Genomic DNA, 20,111 nt, shown 5'->3' with positions numbered 1-20,111 from the left:
CCGCGGAGGCCGAGGGTGAAATCACCACATCTCGGGTGTCGATATCAACACCCTAGGGTGGTGTCCATGGTGCCCGCTCCCCACACCCCCGCCCCTCGCGGCGGCCGTCCTGCCCACGTCGCTGACCTGCTCCGACTCGTCACGCGCGACCCCGGCCGGCCCCGGCTCACGTGGTACGGGGACGACAGCGAACGGGTCGAGCTCTCCGGCGCGGTGCTCGAGAACTGGGTCAACAAGACGACGAACCTGCTCGTCGAGGAATTCGACGCCGGTCCCGGAACGCGTGTCGTTCTCGATCTTCCTGTGCATTGGCGCACGCTGATCTGGGCGTTGGCTGCATGGCGCGTGGGAGCCACCGTGGTCCTGGTCGACGAGAATGCCACCGACCCGGGCTCCACGCACGCCGAGGTCGTCGTCACCCACCGCCCCGACGCCCGGACGGGTTCCGGCGCGGAGCTCGTCGCCGTGGCGCTGCCGGCCCTGGCGCGCCGGTTCGACGGCGCCCTGCCCACGGGGGCGATCGACGCCGCCTCGGCGGTGATGAGCTACGGGGACCAGCTCGGCTGGGCGCCGGAGCCGGACCGGGAGCTCGACGCGCTCGTGGACGGCCCCCTCGTCGTCCGCCACGAGAGCCTCGTGCCGCCCCCTGCGGGCGTCTCCGGGAACGGCGGGCCGGGCCCGCGCGCACTCGTCGGGCTGGAGGGCGGCTCGCTCGCCTCCGGGCTGCGCGAGGTCCTCGCCCTCCTGGCGGCCGACGGGTCCGCGGTCGTGGTCTCCCCTGCCACGGCCGGGATGCTGTCGGCCGACGAGCAGCGGCTCCAGCGTCTCGTGTCGACCGAGCGCGTCACCCGCTGACGCGCTCGGTCGGGTCGACGGACCGGGCGGAGACGTCAGTCGCCGCGCATCTTCTCCACGACGGCGTGCGACTCGCCGTCCGCGACGACCACACCCTTCTCGAGGAGGACGCCGCGGTCGCACAGGTCGGCCACCATGTCGAGGTCGTGGCTGACGATCACGAGGGTGCGGCCCTCGTCGCGCAGCTGACGGACACGGTCGAGGCACTTGCGCTGGAACGGCTCGTCCCCCACCGCGAGGATCTCGTCGATGAGGAAGACCTCCGGGTCGGAGTGCACCGCGACGGCGAACGCGAGCCGCAGGAACATGCCGGAGGAGTAGAACTTCACCTCGGTGTCGATGAACTTCTCGATCTCGCTGAACGCGACGATCTCGTCGAACCGCTGCTCCACCTGCTTCTCGGACATGCCGAGGATCGCACCGTTCAGCAGGACGTTCTCGCGACCGGTGAGGTCGGGGTGGAAGCCCGCTCCGACCTCGATGAGACCGGCGACCCGCCCCCGCGTACGGATCGTGCCGGCGTCGGGCTGCAGCACGCCCGAGATGAGCTTGAGCAGCGTCGACTTGCCGGAGCCGTTGAACCCCAGCAGCGCGACCGTCTCGCCCTCCTCGACGGTGAGCGAGACGTCGTCGAGCGCGAGGAAGGTGTCGGACAGGTCCTTGCCCCGGACCATCGCGACGGCCAGCTCCTTGAGGGAACGGTTGTGCCGCAGCGTGAACCGCTTCTGGACGTGAGAGATCTCGATGGACGACGTCATCACAGCTCCTGCGCGAAGCGCCCCTCGAGGCGCCGGAAGACGGACTGCCCGAGGAACACGACCACGACCGAGATGGCGAGGCCGACGAATCCCCACATCCACAGGTTCGGAGGCATCGCGGCGGTGCGCGACGTGGCAGGGAACCAGAAGGCGTAGTGGAAGAGCTCCACGGCGGCGGTGATGGGATTGAGCTGGTAGACGGTGAAGAGCCAGCCGGGCAGCGTGTCCCGGACCATCTCCCAGCTGTACAGGATCGGCGACGCCCACGTGGCGACCATCACGATGAGGTCGACGAAGTTCTCGGCGTCCCGGTAGAAGACGTTGATCGCACCGGCCAGGAGCCCCAGACCCAGCGCGAGCGTCGCGATGATCACCAGGCCCAGCAGCCCCGCCGCGACCTCCGCCGGGTTCGGCCTCCACCCTGCGATCACCGTACCGACCAGCAGGACGACGAGCTGCGGGAAGAAGTGCACCGCCGAGACGTAGATCGACGCGACGGGGAACAGCTCGCGCGGCAGGTAGATCTTCCGCACGAGCGGCGCGTTCCAGACGATGGAACGCGTCGCGTTGCCGAAACCCTCGCCGAAGAAGTTGATGACGACGATGCCCGAGAAGAGGTAGACCGCGTAGTCCTCGATCTGGTCGCCCAGCCGGAGGAACAGGCCCATCGCCACGAAGAACACGGCGAACTGGGTCGCCGGCTTCACGTACGACCACGCCATCCCCAGCACCGACCCGCGGTAGCGGACCCGGAGCTCCTTCCGGACGATCAGGCGGAGCAGGAACCGTCGGTCGAGGACGTCGAGGAGACCTCGCCCCTGCCCGGGGGCGACGAGCGGAGCCGGTGCGTTCACGAGGACGGCGGGTTGTCGGAGAAGGTCCTCTCCCACGCCTCGACGGAGGTGATGCGCGGGAGCGCGTCACGGTAGGCGGTCCGCAGGTCGCCCCAGCGCGCGAAGAGCTCCGCGTGGAGCTTCACGGCCTCGGTGAGCATCGTGCGCACGACCCGCGGGTCCCTCCGGTGCCAGGAGACCCCGGTGCCCTCGGCGTTCGAGACGATCGCGGAGTCGTACTGCGACAGGCGCCACCAGCGCGCGTCCTGGTGCGGGACGACGGCCTCGGGACGCTCCCGCTTGTTCTCCGGGACCGGCTTGGCGATCTGCCGGACGACGGTCTTCGCCGCCCACGGCCCCAGCATCAGGCGGCTCGGCATCTGGACGCCGCGCCCCTTGTTCCGGGGCTTCGCCGCCGCGGGCGCCGGGAACTCGTCGAGATCAGGCTTGAGCTGGGCGTCCGTGAAGTCCTGCGTGAGCCGACGGATCTCCGGGAGCTTCGTCCCGATCATGCCGTGCAGGCCGTCCGGCCCGGCGAGGACGTCCCGCATCGCGAGGATGCGCCCCTGCTCGGTGTAGTACTGCATCGAGATCAGGTGCTTGACGTCCATGTACGTGGACTCGCGCAGCACACGCCCGCCTCGTTCGTACAGGGAGTAGAGCAGCGCCGTGATGAGCCGGTTGCGCTCGTGGAAGTACGACTGCCACCCGACGAGGTCGTCCTTGTCCCCCCACGAGACGTGCCAGACGGCCGCCCCGGGGAGCGAGACCGTCGGGAAGCCGTGCGCCCGCGCACGCAGGCCGTACTCGGCGTCGTCCCACTTGATGAAGACCGGGAGCGACAGGCCGATCGTCCGGATCACCTCGGTGGGGATGAGGCACATCCACCAGCCGTTGTAGTCCACGTCCGCGCGGCGGTGCAGCCACGAGGTGGCCCGGAGCCCGCTCTCGCGGAAGTCGTGGCCGTTCTCCATGTCCGGGTGCGGGACGCCGGGCTGGATCCGCCAGGGCTCGACGATCTCGCCGAAGGTGTGCAGGACGGAACGGTTGTACATGTCGAACATGTGCCCACCGACGAGCGTCGGCACCCGCGTGAAGTCCGCGAACGTCACGAGCCGCAGGATGCTCTCCGGCTCGAGGACGATGTCGTCGTCGAGAAGGATCACGTAGTCGCTGCGGCCGGCCGTGACGGTCTCGTACATCGCGCGCGAGAAGCCGCCCGACCCGCCGATGTTGGCCTGCTTGATGATGCGCAGCTGGTCGCCCATGGCGGCCGCCACGTCGGCGAACCCGTCCTCGTCCTCGACGCGCTGCGACCCCTGGTCGACGATGATCAGCTCGTCGAGGAGCGCGCGCACGGAGTCGTTCTCGGCCACGCTGCGGATGGTCTCGAGGCAGAAGTCCGGGCGGTTGAACGTCGTGATGCCGAGCGACGTCCGGCCGTGCCGCGCCGCGTCGTCCTCGACCTCCCACACCGCGCTCTCGAGCAACAGGGGCTCCGTGCCGCCGATGAGGTCGAACCAGTACCACCCGCCGTCGCCGAAGCGGTCGAGCGGGAGGTCCACGGAGATCGTCTGGCGCCCCTCCACGTGGAACGACTCCACCCGGTGCTGGGCGCCCTTGGCGTTCGAGCGGTAGACGGTGAGGTTCCCGTTGCCCACGAGCTCGGCGGTCAGCCGGACGGAGCGCACCACGGTCCACCGGCGCCAGTACCCGGCGGGGAACGCGTTGAAGTAGCTGCCGAAGGAGACACGACGCCCCGCCCGGACGCTCATCGACAGTCGGCTGCGGATGTCCTGGGCGCGGACGGACTCGGAGGCCCGGGGCGCCGAACCCGCACCTGCTCCCGCGCGGAGGGAGTCGAAGTCCGTCTTGGACGGCGCCGGCCGCGCCTCCCCCGCCTCGACGTAGAGCGCCAGGCTGTCGGAGTCGGACTCCACGGGGAAGATGACCCGCTGGACCGTCCGCATCGTCTCGCTCTGCGTCGTCGTCTGCTTCTCGTCGGTCGCCGTCACGCGTCGACCCCTCCGCTCTCGATTCGCGTGCCCCCACCGAAGTGCGGCGCGAGCTTGTTGTCGACCACGGAGAGCGCGGCTCCGATGGCCATGTGCATGTCGAGGTACTTGTAGGTCCCCAGCCGGCCACCGAAGATCACGTCCGTCTCCCCCGCCGCGAGGTCGCGGTACTTGAGGAGCCGCTCACGGTCCGCCGGCGTGTTGACCGGGTAGTACGGCTCGTCGGCGCGGTCGGCGAAGCGGGAGAACTCCCGCATGATCACGGTCTTGTCCGTGGGGTAGTCCCTCTCGGGGTGGAAGTGCCGGAACTCGTGGATGCGCGTGTACGGCACGTCCGCGTCGGCGTAGTTCATCACCGGGGTGCCCTGGAAGTCGCCGACCGGGAGGACCTCCTCCTCGAAGTCGAGCGTGCGCCACGACAGGTCGCCCTCGGCGTAGTCGAAGTACCGGTCGACCGGACCCGTGTAGACGACGGGGACGTTCCCCACCACGTTGCCCTTGCTCACCGGCTGCGACTCGTCGAAGAAGTCGACGCCCAGACGCACCTCGATGTTCTTGTGGTCGGCCATGCGCTCGAGCCACGCCGTGTAGCCGTCGACCGGCAGTCCCTCGTGCGTGTCGTTGAAGTACCGGTTGTCGTACGTGTACCGGACCGGCAGGCGCGAGATGATCGACGCGGGCAGCTCGCGCGGGTCCGTCTGCCACTGCTTCGCCGTGTACTCGCGGATGAACGCCTCGTACAGCGGGCGCCCGATGAGGGAGACCCCCTGCTCGTCGAGGTTCTCGGGCTTCTTGCCGCCGAGCTCCGCGGACAGCTCCTTGACGAGCGCGCGCGCGGCGTCGGGCCCGTGGGCCGAACGGAAGAACTGGTTGATCGTGCCGAGGTTGATCGGCATCGGGAAGACCTCGCCACGGTGCGTGGTGTACACCCGGTGGACGTAGCTCGTGAACGCCGTGAAGCGGTTGACGTACTCCCACACCCGTTCGTTCGACGTGTGGAACAGGTGCGCGCCGTAGCGGTGCACCTCGATCCCGGTCGACTCCTCGGCCTCGCTGTAGGCGTTGCCACCGATGTGGGACCGGCGGTCGATCACGAGGACCTTCCGGTCGAATTCTGCGGCGATCCGCTCCGCGACGGTCAGGCCGAAGAAACCCGAACCGACAACGACAAGGTCGGCGTCCACTCAATCTCCTTAGGTAGCACGCTGGCCGGGACAGCCTACGTGACCGGCACGGCCGGGAATGCCCGCAGCGAGCCGCGGGGAACGGTCAACACGGAACGTTCACGCGCGAGGACTACCCGCAGGACGTGATCGCGTACACCCGCGCCGAACCGCCCTCGTCGACGAGCTCGAGGCCGAGCGGCAGGTCCTCGGGGTCCTCGAGCAGAGCCTCGTAGCGGACCTGGTTCTCGTTCTCCGGCCAGTAGGGCCGGGAGTCCGTGTAGAGATGCGTCACGCCGATCCGGTCCAGGGCTGCACAGACGTCGTCGACCTCGCTCCTCGCGTCGAGCTCCGTCGCGAGCAGCAGCTCGTCTGCCCCCCAGCTTCCGCTGATGTGCGGGAAGACGACGTCGTGACCGGTGATCCCGTAGACGAACGGCGCCCCGGTGAAGGGCGACCCGAGCACGACCGCGTCGTCGGGCAGCTCGTCGTCGAGGCGGTCGATCATGGCGAGCTCGTCCTGCGTGACCAGGCCCCAACGACCCTCGGGGTCGGCGTAGTAGAGGTCGTACATCCACTGCCGCCCGTCTGCACGCAGCCAGCCGCTGCCGAGGATCACGGCGACGAGCGCCACGGCGGTCACCACCTCGGCCGCGACCGCGGCCCGGCCTGCCCCGCGCCCTCGGAGAACCCGACGGACCGCCTCACCCACTCCTACCAGCCCGATGGCGGTCAACGGCGCCATCGCCACCACGCAGAGCGCCCCGATGCGCAGCGGGTCCGAGTACCACGGGCCGACGACCCACTGCAGCGCGGGCAGCGGCGCCACGGTCAGCGTGTACATCCCCAGGACGATCACGAGGCTCACGGTGAGCCACCGTCCTCGGCGCAGCAGGAACGTCGTGAGGACTCCGAGGATCACGAGCCCGAGCAGCCACCAGGCACGGTCGGTGTTGCCGTAGAGCATGGCGCCCTGCTGGGAGTCCGTGACGACGCTGAGGACGGCGTCGAGACGCCCCTCGAGCTGCTCACGCCGGTACGACGACACGGACCGGACGAGAGGGGAGAACGCGAGGACGACGGCGAGCGCGACGACCGCCACGGGGATCCCGACGACGACCGAGCGCACCACCCGGGAGGACTCGCGGTATCCGCGCGCGGCACGCCACCACGTCGCCGCCCACAGCGGAGCACCGAGCACCACGTAGGCCAGCAGCCCGTTGGGGTGGCAGACGGTCACCCCGCCGAGCACGGCCACGAGCCCGACCAGCACCGCGGGCCTGCTGCCGGGGTCGGCTCCCGGCAGCGCCGCACGTCGCATCCCCGTCAGACGGACGGTCAGGGCGAGCGCGACCGGCACGAGCGCGAACGCGAGCGCGTTGGGCCAGAGCGTCCCGACCGACTGGATCCGCGCGGGGAACGCGATGAACGCGCCGCCGAGGCACATCGCCACGACGGGCGCGAGGCGGCTCGTCGGCACGACGGCGCCGACGAGGCAGGCCAGACCCAGCGGCCAGACGACCGCGGCCACCACGATGGCCGTGACGTTCACCGCGGCGGGGATCGAGTCACCGACGACGAGGGCGACGAGATCGTGCCACCCGGCCGGGTAGAAGCGCGCGATCTGCGGGTTGCTCGACACCGCGCCGAGGTGGAGCGTCGACCCGTCACCCGTCTCCAGGATCCATCGCACCGCGTTCACGTGGAAGGGCGTGTCCCAGGTCTGCGCGGGCATCCCCGGGTCGACCATGCCGCGCTTGACGGGGAGCGCCGCGAGAGGTGCGGACACGACGAGACCCACGAGGGTCCACAGCGCCGAGGGCGGGGAGGGGGCGTCGGTCGGCCAACGCCTGCCGAGCAGGCGGCGCAGTCCCAGCACGCACACCAGGACGACCACCGTGACGACGAGCGCACCGAGCCGGCCCCACGGCATCCCGACGAGCTCCAGGAGCACCGCGCCGGCGCCGAGCACGGCGATGCTCACCGCAGGGGCGGCAGCGAACAGCCACACGCGCCGCAGGCCCAGCGCCGCGCCGACGGCGAGGCCCGGCCCGAACAGGAACAGCAGCGCCCACCCGAGCTCGTCCAGGACGGACCACCAGCTCACCGAGGCCTCGATTCTTCACTCACGACGGGTCTTCGTCCGCCGGTTCGCGTGCCGGGCGGGCACCAGCGGCTCCCGTCGGACCGCCACCAGCACCCACACCCGATACAGGGCACGCCGAACCGGTTCGCCCAGGACACGATATCCGCCACGGACGACGACGTTGCGCACGAACTGCGCGAGCGTCGTGAACCCGATGGCCCGCATGCGTCGCTGCAGCTCGATCTCCGACCGCAGGAGCCGGCGTCCACCGCGCCGCCGGTAGGCCCCGGCGTCGACCCGGTAGAGGACGAGCGGTTCGGGGACGTTCGCCACCCGGGCACCGCCTGCGATCATGCGCGCGAAGAGCCAGTAGTCCTCGAGCAGGTCGAGGTGCTGGTACCCACCGGCCTCGCGGACCGCGCTCCGACGGAACACCACCGTCGGGTGGTTGAACGGAGACGCGAACCGGGCCCGTCGCACGATCTCCGCCTGCGTCGTCGGGGGGACGCGGACCAGCCCGTCGTCAGGCCGGCTGTCGTCGAGCTCCTCGATGGCGCTGCCGACCAGGTCGAACCCCCGCTCGAGGAGCGGCAGCTGGGCGGCGAAGCGCTCGGGGCGGGAGACGTCGTCGGCGTCCTGCCGGGCGACGACCTCGTGACGGCAACGCACGAGGCCGGCCTCCAGCGCGCGGGCCAGGCCGACGTTCGCCTCGAGCCGGACGTGGTCGACGGGGACGACGGAGGCGTCCACGAGTGCGCGGACGGCCTCGTCGAGCTCCGGGCCCGTCGGTCCGTCCTGAACCAGCACCACCTCGTCCGGCGGGAGCGTCTGGTCGGCCGTCACCGAGAGGAACGACCTCCGCAGGTGCTCCGGGTCGTCGCTGCGGTAGTACGGGAGCAGGACGGAGAACGACGTCGTCGTCACGCTGCGGACCGTTCGAGCCGCTCGACCGAGGCGCTGACCGGACCGAGCCCCGCGAGGACCCGGGTGTTCGGCCGAGGGCGGCGGAACACCCCGTCCCGCAGCCCCTTCGCCCCGGCGGTCAGCAGGGTGCGCCGGTCCTGCGAGCGGGCCGCGGTGCGCAGCCACCGCCGCGCGCTGGCCCCGGCGTACAGCACCCGCTCCGACGCCGAGAGCGACGACGAGCGGGTCAGCATCCAGATCTTGTTGCGCACCTCGTAGTAGAACCGGGGCCCCGGGTCGGCATCGGTCGCCCCGAAGGTCTTCGTCCGGTGCTCGACGACGCTCCGCGGCACGTGCAGTCCGGTCCCCGACCGCAGCAACCGGGCGGAGTACTCGAAGTCGTCGTTCCAGATGAAGTAGTCCGCCACGGGCAGCCCGTGGTGCCGGACCGCTCGTGCGTCGACGAGCATCGAGACGAACGAGGAGGACCGCACCGGGACTGCGGCGACCGAGGCCGCGGACCGCACCTCCGCCCCGGCCGCACCGGGGCGCCGTCGCGGCGTGTTCATCGGGTGGTCGCGGCCGTCGGTCCACACCACGCGGCTCCCCAGGAGTGCCACGGGCCCGCCGTAGCCGTCGCGGGCGGCCAGGAGCTCCTGCAGCGCCTCCGGCGTCGGGATCGTGTCGTCGTCCATGAGCCAGACCAGGTCGGCGTCCATCGCCTCGACCGCGTGCGCGAGGCCGACGGCGAAGCCCCCGGCACCGCCGGTGTTGCGCGCCAGCTCGAGCACGGTCGGCGCGACGCGGTGGGCCGCAGCGACGACCGCCGAGTCGTCGGGCGACGCGTTGTCCACGACGAGCACCGCGTCGACCGGCCGCGTCTGGGCAGCGAGCGCGTCGAGCGCCTCCACGAGCAGGTCCCGGCGCGCGTACGCGACGACGACCGCGACGACCCGCGCCGGTGCGCCGCCCGAGGTGATCACGCCGTCCCGCCCCCGAGCACGATGCGCGGCGTGCCGGACCAGCGCGCCGCGTCGGTGACCCGACGCCCGTCGACGACGAGGCGGACACCCGGCAGCCGGTCCGGCCCCAGCTCCGCGTACTCCGCGTGGTCGGTCTGGACGACCGCGAGGTCGGCGGTGTCCCCGTAGGCGTACGGCTCGAGGCCCAGCGACCGCAGCTCGTCGTCGGAGTACAGCGGGTCGTGGACCACCACGGTCGCGCCACGATCCTCGAGCGCTCGGACGGTGGCGAACACGCCGGAGAACGCCGTCTCCTTGACCCCGCCGCGGTACGCGGCCCCGAGGACCACGGCGCGCAGCCCCGTGAGGTCACCGAGGACCTCGGCCGCGCGCTCCACCACGCGGTCCGGCATGGCGGCGTTCACGGCGCGGGCCTCGCGGACGATCGACGCCTTCGGGTCCACCGACAGGTAGAGGCGCGGGTACACCGGGATGCAGTGGCCGCCGACCGCGATGCCCGGACGGTGGATGTGGCTGTACGGCTGGGAGTTGCACGCCTCGATCACGGAGTACACGTCGATGGCGTGCTCGTCGGCGAACAGGGCGAACTGGTTCGCGAGGCCGATGTTGACGTCCCGGTAGGTGGTCTCGGCGAGCTTCGCGAGCTCCGCCGCCTCGGCGGACCCCAGGTCCCACACCCCGTTCGGACGGGCGAGGTCGTCCCGCTCGTCGAACGTGAGGACCGCCTCGTAGAACTCCCGGGCCCGCTGCGCGCCGGCCTCGGACAGCCCACCGACGAGCTTCGGGTAGCGACGCAGGTCCGCGAACACCCGTCCGGTCAGCACCCGCTCCGGCGAGAAGACCAGGTGGAAGTCCTCTCCCTCACGCAGGCCGGAGACCTCCTCCAGGAGCGGCTTCCAGCGGTTGCGCGTCGTGCCGACGGGCAGCGTCGTCTCGTACGACACGAGGGTCCCGGGGGTCAGGTGCTCCGCCAGCGACCGGGTCGCGGCGTCCATCCAGCCGAAGTCCGGCTGCGCCGTCTCCTCGTCGACGAAGAGCGGCACCACCAGCACGACGGCGTCCGCACCCGGCACCGCGTCCCCGTAGTCGGTCGTCGCGCGCAGCCGGCCGGCAGGGACGAGCTCCGTGAGCTTCTCCTGGAGGTGGGCCTCCCCGGGGAACGGCTCCACCCCGGCGTTGACCTTCTCGACGACGGCGGGATTCACGTCGACGCCCACGACGTCGTGCCCCTGGTCGGCGAACTGGACGGCAAGGGGAAGACCGATCTTGCCGAGAGCGATGACGGCGATGCGCATGGGTTCCTCATCTGGAAGGGGACGTTGCGCACGCGACAGCAGTGCGCCGTACAGGATGATATGGCGGTCAGCGTCGTGTCAGGACCGACGCGGTCATGAAACGCAGCGGCGCCTCGCGAGCCAGGAGACGTGACGGGTCCCGAGTCAGCACAGCGGCGGCCGAGCGGTAGCGGCGCCGCGCCTCGCTGAGCGCGAAGAGGCGGTCGACGGGGGTGCCCACGTCCAGGACGGCGTCCAGAAGACGGCGGTCGGCCACGGAGAGCACACGCTCCGCACCGGGGGCGAACCCGAGCACACGCCGCGTCACGTCGCGCAGGTCGTCGCGCTCCTCGGGCGTCCAGAACGCGGGATCGGGTCGGTTGTGCACAGCACCGAAGACCTGGACCCGGAGGAACTTGACCGCGTAGGACGCCCTGGCCCGGGCAGGCAGGTTCATGAACCACTCCGCCTCGACGAGGCTCGGCAGGTACGTGAACTCCTCGGCGACGGGCTTGGGGCGGAACGTCACGCGATCTACCGCATCGGCACCGATCACGTAGGCCGGACCGGTCCTGTCGTAGCTGATGCGGCGCCCGGAGAACCACAGCGCGAGGACGAACGCGATGTCCCCTCCCACCGGCGCTCCCTCCGTCAGGCGGAGCGTCGGGAACGCCTCCCGACGGACGAGCCCCAGCGGAGCGCTGCGGTACGAGAGCCTGTCGCGGGTCCCGTCCAGGCGGCGCGTCCTGCCCGGGCGGACGGGTGGCGTCGGCACGACCGGACCGGCCGCATGCCGGAGCCGGGTGACCACGACGTCGGCGTCGTCGGCACGCTGCTTCCTCAGCCAGGAGTCGACCGCGCCCGGTTCCAGCACGTCGTCGGAGCCCATGATCGACGTGAACGGCGCCGTCGCCTCGTCCATGCCCCGGTTGAACGGGCCGGAGGGCGACCGCACGCCGTCGACGTGCTCGACGAGCCGCACCCGGGGATCGGCGGCGAGGGGACCCAGCTTCTCGGCGATCTCGGCGCGATCGATGTTATGGCACACCACCGTGACGCGGATCGCCGCCCGGGTGCCGTCGAGCACCGACGCGACAGCGCGCTCCACCGGCCGCCCCGCGCTGTGGACGGCGACGACGAGGTCGACCGCGGGTGTCGGGTCAGAGATGCTCATGAGATCCTCCTGGTCGTTCCTGGGTCGGCGTCATCGACCGCCGCCGGGGCGTCCCGCGACGATCGCGTCGACGGCGCGTGCCCACACGTGCGCGACGTTCTCCGCCGACAGCTCGTGCGCCGCGGCGTCTGAGGCCCGCTTCCAGGCGGTCACCTGCTCCGGGCTGAGGCCGTCGATCACCTCGGCCAGCGCTGGCGCGTCGAAGGCCTTCGCCACCGCCCCGATCCCGTGGGCCCGGACGGGACCTGCCATCTCCTCCGAAGGCCCGACGACGACACCCAGCCTGGCCTGGACGTAGTCGAAGAACTTGTTGGGCAGAGCCCACCGATAGCTGAAGTTGATGGGCGGCAGGATGAAAACGCCGACGTCGTACTCGTTGAGCGTCGCCACCAACCGCTCGTACGGGACGGGATCGTGCACCGTGACGCCCTCGACCTGGCTCGCGCGGGCGCGGAGGTCGTCGACGTACCGGGGGTTGTTCGGCGTGAGGAACAGGTCGAGCGTGACGTCGGTGCGCGCGAGGTCGACGGCGTCGATCATGAGCATGAGGTCGCGGTCCGCCATCCCCGCGCCGCTGTGGACCAGCCGCAGCGGCTCGCCCGTCGGCCGGGCCGCGAGGTCGGCGTAGGGCGCGGCGTTGGTCACCACCTCCGGGTGGAAGCCGAACTGCTCCGCGTACTGGCGCGCCAGCCCTCCGGAGACCGTCGAGGTCGAGGCCACCCGGGAGACGTGGGCGCGGCACAACCACTCGTAGTACGGCTGCCGCCACCGCACCCAGTCCGCGACGTGCTCGTGCCGCCGTGGGCTGTACTCGTGGAGGTCCGCGTGGATGATCCGCGAGGGCCAGTGCCGCCGCGCGAGCGGGACGGTCTCCAGGTCGTTCGTGAGCACCGCGTCGAACTCGCGCCCGGCGAGCGCACGGTGGGCGGCCCGCACGGCGCTCGTGCGCCAGTAGGCGACGGAGAACTGCCGCACCGCGAGGAGCTTGGCGTTCACGTCGTTGTAGGGGGCATCGTCGGGGATCCGCACGTGCTCGTCGACACCCTCGGGCGCGTCTCCGTACCCGCAGGTCGTCACCGCGTAGTCGTCGCGGAACCTCCGGACCTGCTTGAGCAGCCGGGCGTCGGAGACGATGGGCGAGAAGGAGAGGATGAGCAGTCGTGGGCGCGACCGGTCCGTCACGTGCGGGCCTCCAGGAGGAACGGGCGGAGTGCATGGCTCGACGTCCGGCCGTCGTGGACGGCCGCGACGAACTCGGGACCTCGGGCCGCTCGGTGTCGGTGGCGCTCGCGGTCGTCGAGCACGGACGTCAGCACCTCCTCGAGCGAGTCGGGCGTCGCTTCGACGATCGGCAGCTCCAGGCCGGTCGCCCGGAGGACGTGGGACCGCACCGCGGGCGACACGTGCCCGACGACCACACGGCCGGCCGCCATGGCCTCGCACGCCGCGACCCCGTAGCTGCCGATCCGGAACTGGTCGAGCACGATGTCGGCCTCACCGTAGAGCGCGGGCATGTCGGCCGCCGCGACGCCCTCGACGTACCGGAAGTCGATCGTCCCGCGCTCGGCGAGCCTCTCGAGCACCGGGGCGATCAGCTGCGTGCCCTTCACGGACGAGCTGCTCGGGACGTGCACCACGAGCGGTCGCGGTCGCTCGAGCACGCGCGCCGACGGAGACCACCGGGCCGCGTCCACGACGACCGGGCACCACGTGGCGTCGGGGACGTCGTCCAGGAGGTCGGGCGTGGAGACGAAGACCGGCGCGCCGAGAGAGGCGAGCCCGTCGATGTTCTTGCGGGCGACGTCCTCGAGCGTGGCGGCAGCGGCAGGGTCGTCGTGGAAGGGCGACCAGGGGTGAGTGTCCCGGTGCCGGCTCGGCAGGCGCACGTCGGTGCCGTGGCACATCATCGCGACGCGCAGCCCCGACTCCTGCAAGGACCGTGCCTCCACGAAGGCGTCTCCCCCGTGCAGCCGGCCCAGGAGCGGGCGCTCCGCCTCGACGAGGACGTGCGTGAACTGCTCGACGTACCGCCGCTGCTCCTCCTGCCAGGGCCGGGACAGGAGGTAGGTCGCGACCGGTACCGCGTCGTCGGCGGGGAACCGGAACCCGTGCTCGACCTCGGCCACCATGTTCACGGCCCCCACGCCGGGGATCTCGCGCTCGACCGCACGGGCCCACAGGTAGCCCTGCCCCGCGTAGTTCGTCGGGCCCACGAAGAGACGCACCGGCGTGCCCGGCACCGGTGGACGCGATCCGGCGCGCGCTCCCCCGCCCGACAGGCGGCCGAGGACGTCCTGGGCGACGCGGCCCAGCGGGCCTCCGCCGCCCGCCACGATCCGGTCGAGCGCTGCGTTGACGGGGCGGGGCAGACGCGAGCGACGCGCGACGAGCGCGCTGACGAGCCGGTTGAGACGCGTGGAGATCGACATGAGCTACACCAGGCCTGCGAGCGTCGCCTGCACGGCGAACTCGGGCACCCGCTCCACCAGCTCGTCGAACCGGCCCTGGTCGACGATCGTGCCGTCCCGCATGAAGCAGATCAGGTCGTTGTTGCGGACGGTCGAGAGCCGGTGCGCCACGCTGATGACGGTCACCCGACCGCGCAGCCCGCTGATGGCCTCCGCCACGCTGGCCTCCGTCTTGGTGTCCAGCGCGCTCGTCGCCTCGTCGAGCACCAGCACGAGCGGGTCGGAGTAGAGCGCACGGGCGATCCCGAGACGCTGACGCTGGCCGCCCGAGAATGCCATGCCTCGCTCACCGATGCGGGCGTCGATCCCTCCGTCGCGCGACGCGACGACGTCCCACAGCTGCGCCTGCTGGAGCACGGCCACGACACGGTCGCGGTCGATGTCGCCGCTCCAGGAGAGGGCGACGTTCTGGGCCACGGTCCCGTCGAAGAGCGCCACGTCCTGCGGGACGTACCCCACGCGGCTGCGCCAGGCGCCCAGGACGTCCTCGAGACGCTGGTCCCCGACGGTGATCGACCCACGGGAGGGCACGAGCAGGCCCAGGAAGATGTCGATCAGGGTCGACTTTCCCGCGCCGGACTGCCCGACGACACCGACCGTGCTGCCCAGCGGGACGGACAGGGTGATCCCGTGCACGGCCTCGACCGTCGTCCTCGGGTAGGTGAACGCGACGTCACGCAGCTCGAGCGTGCGCGGCTCGCCGACGATGGGCGCCTTGCCGATCTGCTCGGCGTGCGCGATGTACTCCTGGGCGGCGCGGATGTCTCCGATCACGGCCTGGACGTGCGGGATGTTCGCCGTCGCGCTCGACATCGTGGACTGGAAGGTGACGAGCGCGGGCACCATGCGGAAGCCTGCGACGCCGAAGAGCGCGACGCTGGCGAAGGCCTCCGCCTGCCCCTGGGTGAGCCAGGCGAACCCGCCGACGAGGACGAACCCGCCGATCAGCGCGGAGTCGATGACGAACTTCGGCACGGCACCGAGGAACGAGATGTTCGCACGCGCCCGGGTGGTGTGGATGCGGTTCGCGTGCACGACCTGGGCGACCTCGCCCGCCTTGTCGCGGAGCGTGATCTCCTTCAGGGCGGAGACCATCTCCGTCATGAGCGTCGCGACCCGGAACGAGTAGTCGCGGTTCACCCGGCCCGCCTGGTACGAACGGCGCCCGACCCACAGGTAGAGGAAGGCCGCCACCAGACCGAGGTAGACGAACGTGATGCCGGCGGTCGCGGGCTGGGACACGGCGAGCACCAGGAGCACCGCTCCGAGCGTGACCACCTGCATCGGCAGACCCGCGACGGGGAGCAGGAAGCCCGAGGTGACGTTCGCGATGCCGACGTCCGCGAGACGTACCAGCTGCGCGGTGTTCCGCCCGAGACGCTCGGTCCACGGCGCCCGGATGTACGCCTCGAAGAGCCTGTCGCCGATCTCGAGCTCGAACGCGGCGAAGCGGCGGGTCGCGAACCACTGGAGCAGGACGGAGAGCCCCGACTTGGTGATGATCAGCAGGCAGGCGAAGAGGATGACCCACACGAAGCTCGACTGCTCGACCGAGCCCACGAGCGGCAGGTCGATCGTGGACGACCCCGTCGCCATGCTGGACAGCGCCACGGCGATCACGCCGAGGGCCGCGATGTCCAGCAGACCCAGCGCGCAGCTGAGCGCGACGTACCACTTGAGGAACCGGCGCGCGCCGCCGGGGAGGTAGGGCAGGATGCTGCTGAGCGTTCCGAAGATGACCTTCAAGCGGACCGGACCTTTCACCTGGACGGGTGGTTGAGCCCGCACGTGTGCGGGCACCGCGCCGTTCGTCAGAGGACGTCGAGCGTCTCGGCGAGCACGCGCGCCGAGAACCTCCCCCCGTGCAACGTGTCGACGAACCGCGGCCCGCGCGAGGCGACCTCACGGAATGCCTCCCGGTCACCGGCGATCCGCCGCAGCACGTCGGACAGCGTATCCGGTGTCGCCTCGACGATGGGAACGTCGAGGCCGCTCGCGTCCCGCGCGGCGGACCGCACCTGGTCGTCGACGTGCGACACGACGACGCGCCCCGCGGCCATCGCCTCGCACGCCGCGACGCCGTAGTTCCCGATCCGGAACTGGTCGACGACGACGTCGGCCTCCCCGTAGAGCGCGGGCATGGCGTCGTTCGGCACGCCCGAGACAGGCTGGTACTCGATCACCCCCGCGGCGTCCAGCTCACGCAGTGCGGGCTCGACGAGGGCCGTGCCCTTGACGACGCCCCGGCTCGGGGCGTGCACGACGAGCGGTCGCTCCCGCTCGAGCAGCGGGGTCCCGCTCGCCCACCGCTCCGGCTCGACGACGACGGGGCACCACCGCGCCCACGGCACGTCGAGCAGGAGGTCCGGTGTCGAGACGAGCACGGGCACGCCCAGGTCGGTGGCGGTGGCCTTGTTCACCGCGGCGATCTCGCGGAGCCGCGGGACCTCCTCCCAACCGTTCTCGTGGAACGGGGACCACCTGCTCGACGCCGCGTGGCGGTCCGGGGACCGGATGTCGCTCCCGTGGAACAGCATCGCCACCCGCAGCCCGTGCGCGCGCAGCTCGGCGACCTCGGCCGCGGCGGTCCCCGCCCCGAGACGAGGGAAGAGCGGTCGCCCCGCCTCGAGGACGACGTGCGTGAAGCGCAGCACCTGCTTCCGCTGCGCGCGCTGCCACCGTCGCGAGGCGGCGTAGACCGGGTAGGGCACCGGGTCGTCGACACGGAACCCGAAGCCCCCGTCGCGCACGGGCGCCATGCTCACCGCGGTGAGGTCGTCGACGTGCCGCTCGAGCGCGCGCGACCACGCATACCCCTGGCCGGCGAAGTTGGCGGGGGCGACGTAGACCCGTCGACCGGTCGCGGGCACCGCGACCGGCGCGGGGCGGTCCGCGGCGCTGTACCCGAAGTAGCGCTCGTCGAGCCGCTCCCCGACCACGAGCGGGAGCCGCCGCTGCACCTCGTACAGGAACCCGTCGAGCCGCGGGGGAACGATCCCGCGGAGCCGTCCCGCCGCGCCCATCGAACCTCCTGGAGTCTCGTCGTCCGTCGGACCTCCGCCCAGGACGGAGCCCATCATGGTGTTCGCACCGCGCCGAGGACAAACGGCCGCTCCGCCCTGCGCGGGCCGGGCGTGCCCGATTGATAGCCTCTCGACCATGTCGTCGTGGTCAGGCCCCGTCGCGCGCATGCCGCGAGCCGACTCTCTCACCGGTCTGCGGTGGTGGGCGGCGTTCGGCGTCTTCTGCTACCACATGGCGAACTTCGCCCCCCTGCCGGTCCAGGCGGTGTTCGACTACGGCAACTTCGGGGTGACGTTCTTCTTCGTCCTCTCCGGGTTCGTGCTGACCTGGGCATGGTCGTCCGCCACGCCCGCGACGACGTTCTGGTGGCGACGCGTGGCACGCATCTACCCCGCGCACCTCGTCGCCCTCGCCCTCGCGATACCCGTCTTCTACTCGGTGTCGCCCGACCCCGAGCAGTGGTGGGTCAAACCCTTCGGCGCCGTGCTCCTGCTCTCGATCCCTCTGCTGCAGGGCTGGTCGCGGGACCCGTCCGTCCTCTTCTCCGGCAATCCGGCCGCGTGGACGCTCACCTGCGAGGCCTTCTTCTACGCCCTGCACCCGGCGCTGCAGCGACCTCTCCTGGCCGTGCGCACGCGTGGCGCGCTCCTCTTTGCCGCAGGCACCATCGTCGTCGCGCTCACGTATCGCACCGCCGCGATGGGGGCACCGGGCTCATGGTGGTCCTCCGGTCTCCCGTGGCCCGTGGTCCGGCTCAGCGAGTTCTTCCTCGGCATGTGCCTGGCCTGGGCCGTACGGAGCGGCTGGCGTCCTCGGCTGCGCCCATGGTTCGGGTACGCCGCCGCGCTCGGTCTCGTCGGCCTGCTGATCGTGTGCCGGACTCCTGCCGCGCCCGCCTCGGTCGCACGTTGGGTCAACGGTTCGGCGAACGAGCTGGCCATGGTCGTCTGCGCCCTCATGATCGTTCTCGTCGCGGTGCGCGACCTCGCCGGCCGCCCCTCGTTGCTCCGCACCCGGCCCCTGGTCGCCCTGGGCAACGCCTCGTACGCCTTCTACCTGGTGCACGCTACGGTGCTCTACGCGCTCCTCGCCCTCCTGGGTCACCGGGGCGAAGCATGGGCGAACCTCGGGTGGTACGCGGTGACCTTCGCGCTCTCGCTGGCGCTCGCGCTCGCGCTGCACCACGGCGTGGAGGCACCCGTGGAGCGGCGCATGCGGCGATGGTGGGACGCACGCCGTGCACGCAGGCAGCCACCGACCGGGCTCGTCCCGAGCCCTGGTGCGACGATGCCGCAGCCCAAGCCCACCACCGTCTGAGGAACCGATGCCCCCACGCACCCCGACCCGCGTCGCGATCGCTTCCCGGGTCTATGCTCCCGAGCCCGCGGCCGCGGCCTTCCGGCTCCGGGCCGCCGCTTCTGCCCTCGCACGACGCGGGGCCGACGTGACCGTCCTCACGAGCCGCACGTCAGCAGCAGGTCTCGCGGGCGAGCGCGGGGTACGGGTCCGACGGTGGCCGGTCCTGCGCGCGAAGGACGGCACGGTCCGGGGCTACCTCCCGTACGCCTCTTTCGACGCACCCCTGCTCGGGCGGCTCCTCCTCGGCCGACGGAACGACACGGTCCTCGTCGAGCCGCCCCCGACCACGGGCACCGTCGCGCGCCTGGCGCTCACGATCCGCCGGACGCCCTACGTCTACTACGCCGCGGACCTCGTGTCGGCGGCCGCCGAGGGTGCCGGTTTCCCGGCCCCGGTCGTCGCGCTGACGCGGGCGCTCGAGGCCTTCGCGGTGCGTCGCGCCGCCGCCGTCGTGACGGTGAACGACGACCTCCGCCGGCACGTGGAGCGCCTGGGAGCGACGCCCTCGCGCGTCCACGTCGTCGGCAACGGAGTCGACACCGGGGTCTTCACCCTCGACGGCCCGGTCCGGGACGTCGCACCCGGGCGGTCGGGACCGCTCTTCGTCTATCCCGGGACCATGAACGACCTGCACGGTGCCGAGGTCTTCGTCGAGGGCTTCCGGCGGGCGCTCCCGGACCTCCCCGGGGCGACGCTCGTCATGGTGGGCCGCGGCAGCGAGGTCGAGCGCGTCGCCGCCGCAGGCGCCACCCTCGAGCCTGGCTCGTTCGTGGGTCTGGACGCGATGCCGGGGACGGACGTCGCCGCGATCGTGCGCGGAGCCACGGCGGCCCTCGCCTCCGTCCGACCCGGCGGCGGCTACACGATCGCCCTCGCGACGAAGGCGGTCGCCGCGGCGGCGACCGGGACGCCCGTGGTCTTCGCGGGCGAGGGACCGACCGTCGACGTCGTGACCGAGGGCGGGCTCGGGCACGCGGTCCCGTGGGACGCCGACGCCGTGGCCGACGCACTCCGGACGGTCGCCCGCGGCTCCGACGGCGACGCGGGGAGACGCGCGGAGCGCGCGGCATGGGTGCAGGCCAACGCTTCGCTCGACGCCGTCGGCGAGCGGGTCGCCGAGATCGTCCTGGCCGCACGCCGCTAGGCGAGCCCACGCACCGACGGCGGTGCGCCGTGCCGCGCTGCCAGGTCCCTGAGCGCGTGGGATGCTGCCCCC

At 71.7% G+C, this 20,111-nt stretch carries 16 protein-coding genes; 3 read left to right on the top strand and 13 right to left on the bottom strand.

Features of this window, described 5'->3' with window-relative positions; genetic code table 11:
• Positions 1-66 precede the first annotated feature (66 nt).
• Positions 67-855 carry a TIGR03089 family protein gene (locus tag ABIE39_RS10010; RefSeq protein WP_354051587.1) on the top strand — a complete coding sequence of 263 codons (789 nt, stop codon included), beginning with the start codon at positions 67-69 and terminating at the stop codon, positions 853-855.
• A 35-nt stretch (positions 856-890) separates the two neighbouring features.
• Here ABIE39_RS10010 and ABIE39_RS10005 read toward each other — a convergent pair whose 3' ends face one another.
• The 13 genes from ABIE39_RS10005 to ABIE39_RS09945 form a co-directional block, all read right to left on the bottom strand.
• Entirely contained in the window at positions 891-1,613 is a 723-nt protein-coding gene (locus ABIE39_RS10005) for an ATP-binding cassette domain-containing protein (RefSeq protein WP_175009124.1), read from the bottom strand.
• The gene (locus ABIE39_RS10000) at positions 1,613-2,467 is read right to left on the bottom strand and encodes an ABC transporter permease (protein WP_175009123.1); all 855 of its coding nucleotides are present in this window, start codon (positions 2,465-2,467) and stop codon (positions 1,613-1,615) included. Before ABIE39_RS10000 ends, ABIE39_RS10005 begins: the two co-directional genes overlap by 1 nt.
• Positions 2,464-4,461: a glycosyltransferase gene (locus ABIE39_RS09995; protein ID WP_255437260.1), complete on the bottom strand. Its 1,998-nt coding sequence runs from the start codon at positions 4,459-4,461 to the stop codon at positions 2,464-2,466. Before ABIE39_RS09995 ends, ABIE39_RS10000 begins: the two co-directional genes overlap by 4 nt.
• Complete coding sequence (glf, locus tag ABIE39_RS09990; RefSeq protein WP_034650576.1) at positions 4,458-5,645, bottom strand: UDP-galactopyranose mutase; 1,188 nt, start codon at positions 5,643-5,645, stop codon at positions 4,458-4,460. The genes ABIE39_RS09995 and glf overlap by 4 nt, the downstream gene beginning before the upstream one ends.
• Before the next feature lie 112 nt (positions 5,646-5,757).
• Entirely contained in the window at positions 5,758-7,731 is a 1,974-nt protein-coding gene (locus ABIE39_RS09985; RefSeq protein WP_175009122.1) for a DUF6541 family protein, read from the bottom strand.
• A gap of 15 nt (positions 7,732-7,746) precedes the next feature.
• Positions 7,747-8,634 (bottom strand): glycosyltransferase, encoded by an 888-nt coding sequence (locus ABIE39_RS09980; protein ID WP_175009121.1) that lies wholly within the window; start codon positions 8,632-8,634, stop codon positions 7,747-7,749.
• Positions 8,631-9,596 (bottom strand): glycosyltransferase, encoded by a 966-nt coding sequence (locus ABIE39_RS09975; RefSeq protein WP_175009120.1) that lies wholly within the window; start codon positions 9,594-9,596, stop codon positions 8,631-8,633. The genes ABIE39_RS09980 and ABIE39_RS09975 overlap by 4 nt, the downstream gene beginning before the upstream one ends.
• Positions 9,593-10,891, bottom strand: a complete 1,299-nt coding sequence (locus tag ABIE39_RS09970) for a nucleotide sugar dehydrogenase (protein ID WP_175009119.1) — start codon at positions 10,889-10,891, stop codon at positions 9,593-9,595. The genes ABIE39_RS09975 and ABIE39_RS09970 overlap by 4 nt, the downstream gene beginning before the upstream one ends.
• A gap of 67 nt (positions 10,892-10,958) precedes the next feature.
• Complete coding sequence (locus tag ABIE39_RS09965) at positions 10,959-12,044, bottom strand: glycosyltransferase family 2 protein (protein ID WP_354051583.1); 1,086 nt, start codon at positions 12,042-12,044, stop codon at positions 10,959-10,961.
• 30 nt (positions 12,045-12,074) lie between these two features.
• Positions 12,075-13,226 (bottom strand): glycosyltransferase family protein, encoded by a 1,152-nt coding sequence (locus tag ABIE39_RS09960; protein ID WP_354051582.1) that lies wholly within the window; start codon positions 13,224-13,226, stop codon positions 12,075-12,077.
• Positions 13,223-14,473 carry a glycosyltransferase family protein gene (locus ABIE39_RS09955; RefSeq protein ID WP_175009116.1) on the bottom strand — a complete coding sequence of 417 codons (1,251 nt, stop codon included), beginning with the start codon at positions 14,471-14,473 and terminating at the stop codon, positions 13,223-13,225. The genes ABIE39_RS09960 and ABIE39_RS09955 overlap by 4 nt, the downstream gene beginning before the upstream one ends.
• A 3-nt stretch (positions 14,474-14,476) precedes the next feature.
• Positions 14,477-16,258 carry an ABC transporter ATP-binding protein gene (locus ABIE39_RS09950; protein WP_354051580.1) on the bottom strand — a complete coding sequence of 594 codons (1,782 nt, stop codon included), beginning with the start codon at positions 16,256-16,258 and terminating at the stop codon, positions 14,477-14,479.
• Between the two features lie 65 nt (positions 16,259-16,323).
• On the bottom strand, positions 16,324-17,535 hold the full coding sequence (locus tag ABIE39_RS09945) for a glycosyltransferase family protein (RefSeq protein ID WP_209829551.1): 1,212 nt from the start codon (positions 17,533-17,535) through the stop codon (positions 16,324-16,326).
• Between the two features lie 136 nt (positions 17,536-17,671).
• Between ABIE39_RS09945 and ABIE39_RS09940 the strand changes: the two genes are divergently transcribed.
• Entirely contained in the window at positions 17,672-18,853 is a 1,182-nt protein-coding gene (locus tag ABIE39_RS09940; protein ID WP_354051579.1) for an acyltransferase family protein, read from the top strand.
• A 7-nt stretch (positions 18,854-18,860) separates the two neighbouring features.
• Positions 18,861-20,039, top strand: a complete 1,179-nt coding sequence (locus tag ABIE39_RS09935) for a glycosyltransferase (RefSeq protein WP_354051577.1) — start codon at positions 18,861-18,863, stop codon at positions 20,037-20,039.
• Positions 20,040-20,111: the final 72 nt, after the last annotated feature.

This window comes from Cellulosimicrobium sp. 4261 (assembly GCF_040546915.1).
GTDB classification, from domain to species: domain Bacteria; phylum Actinomycetota; class Actinomycetes; order Actinomycetales; family Cellulomonadaceae; genus Cellulosimicrobium; species Cellulosimicrobium cinnabarinum.
Note: the sequence above shows the minus strand (reverse complement) of the source record. Positions and strands in the feature narration are given on the sequence as shown.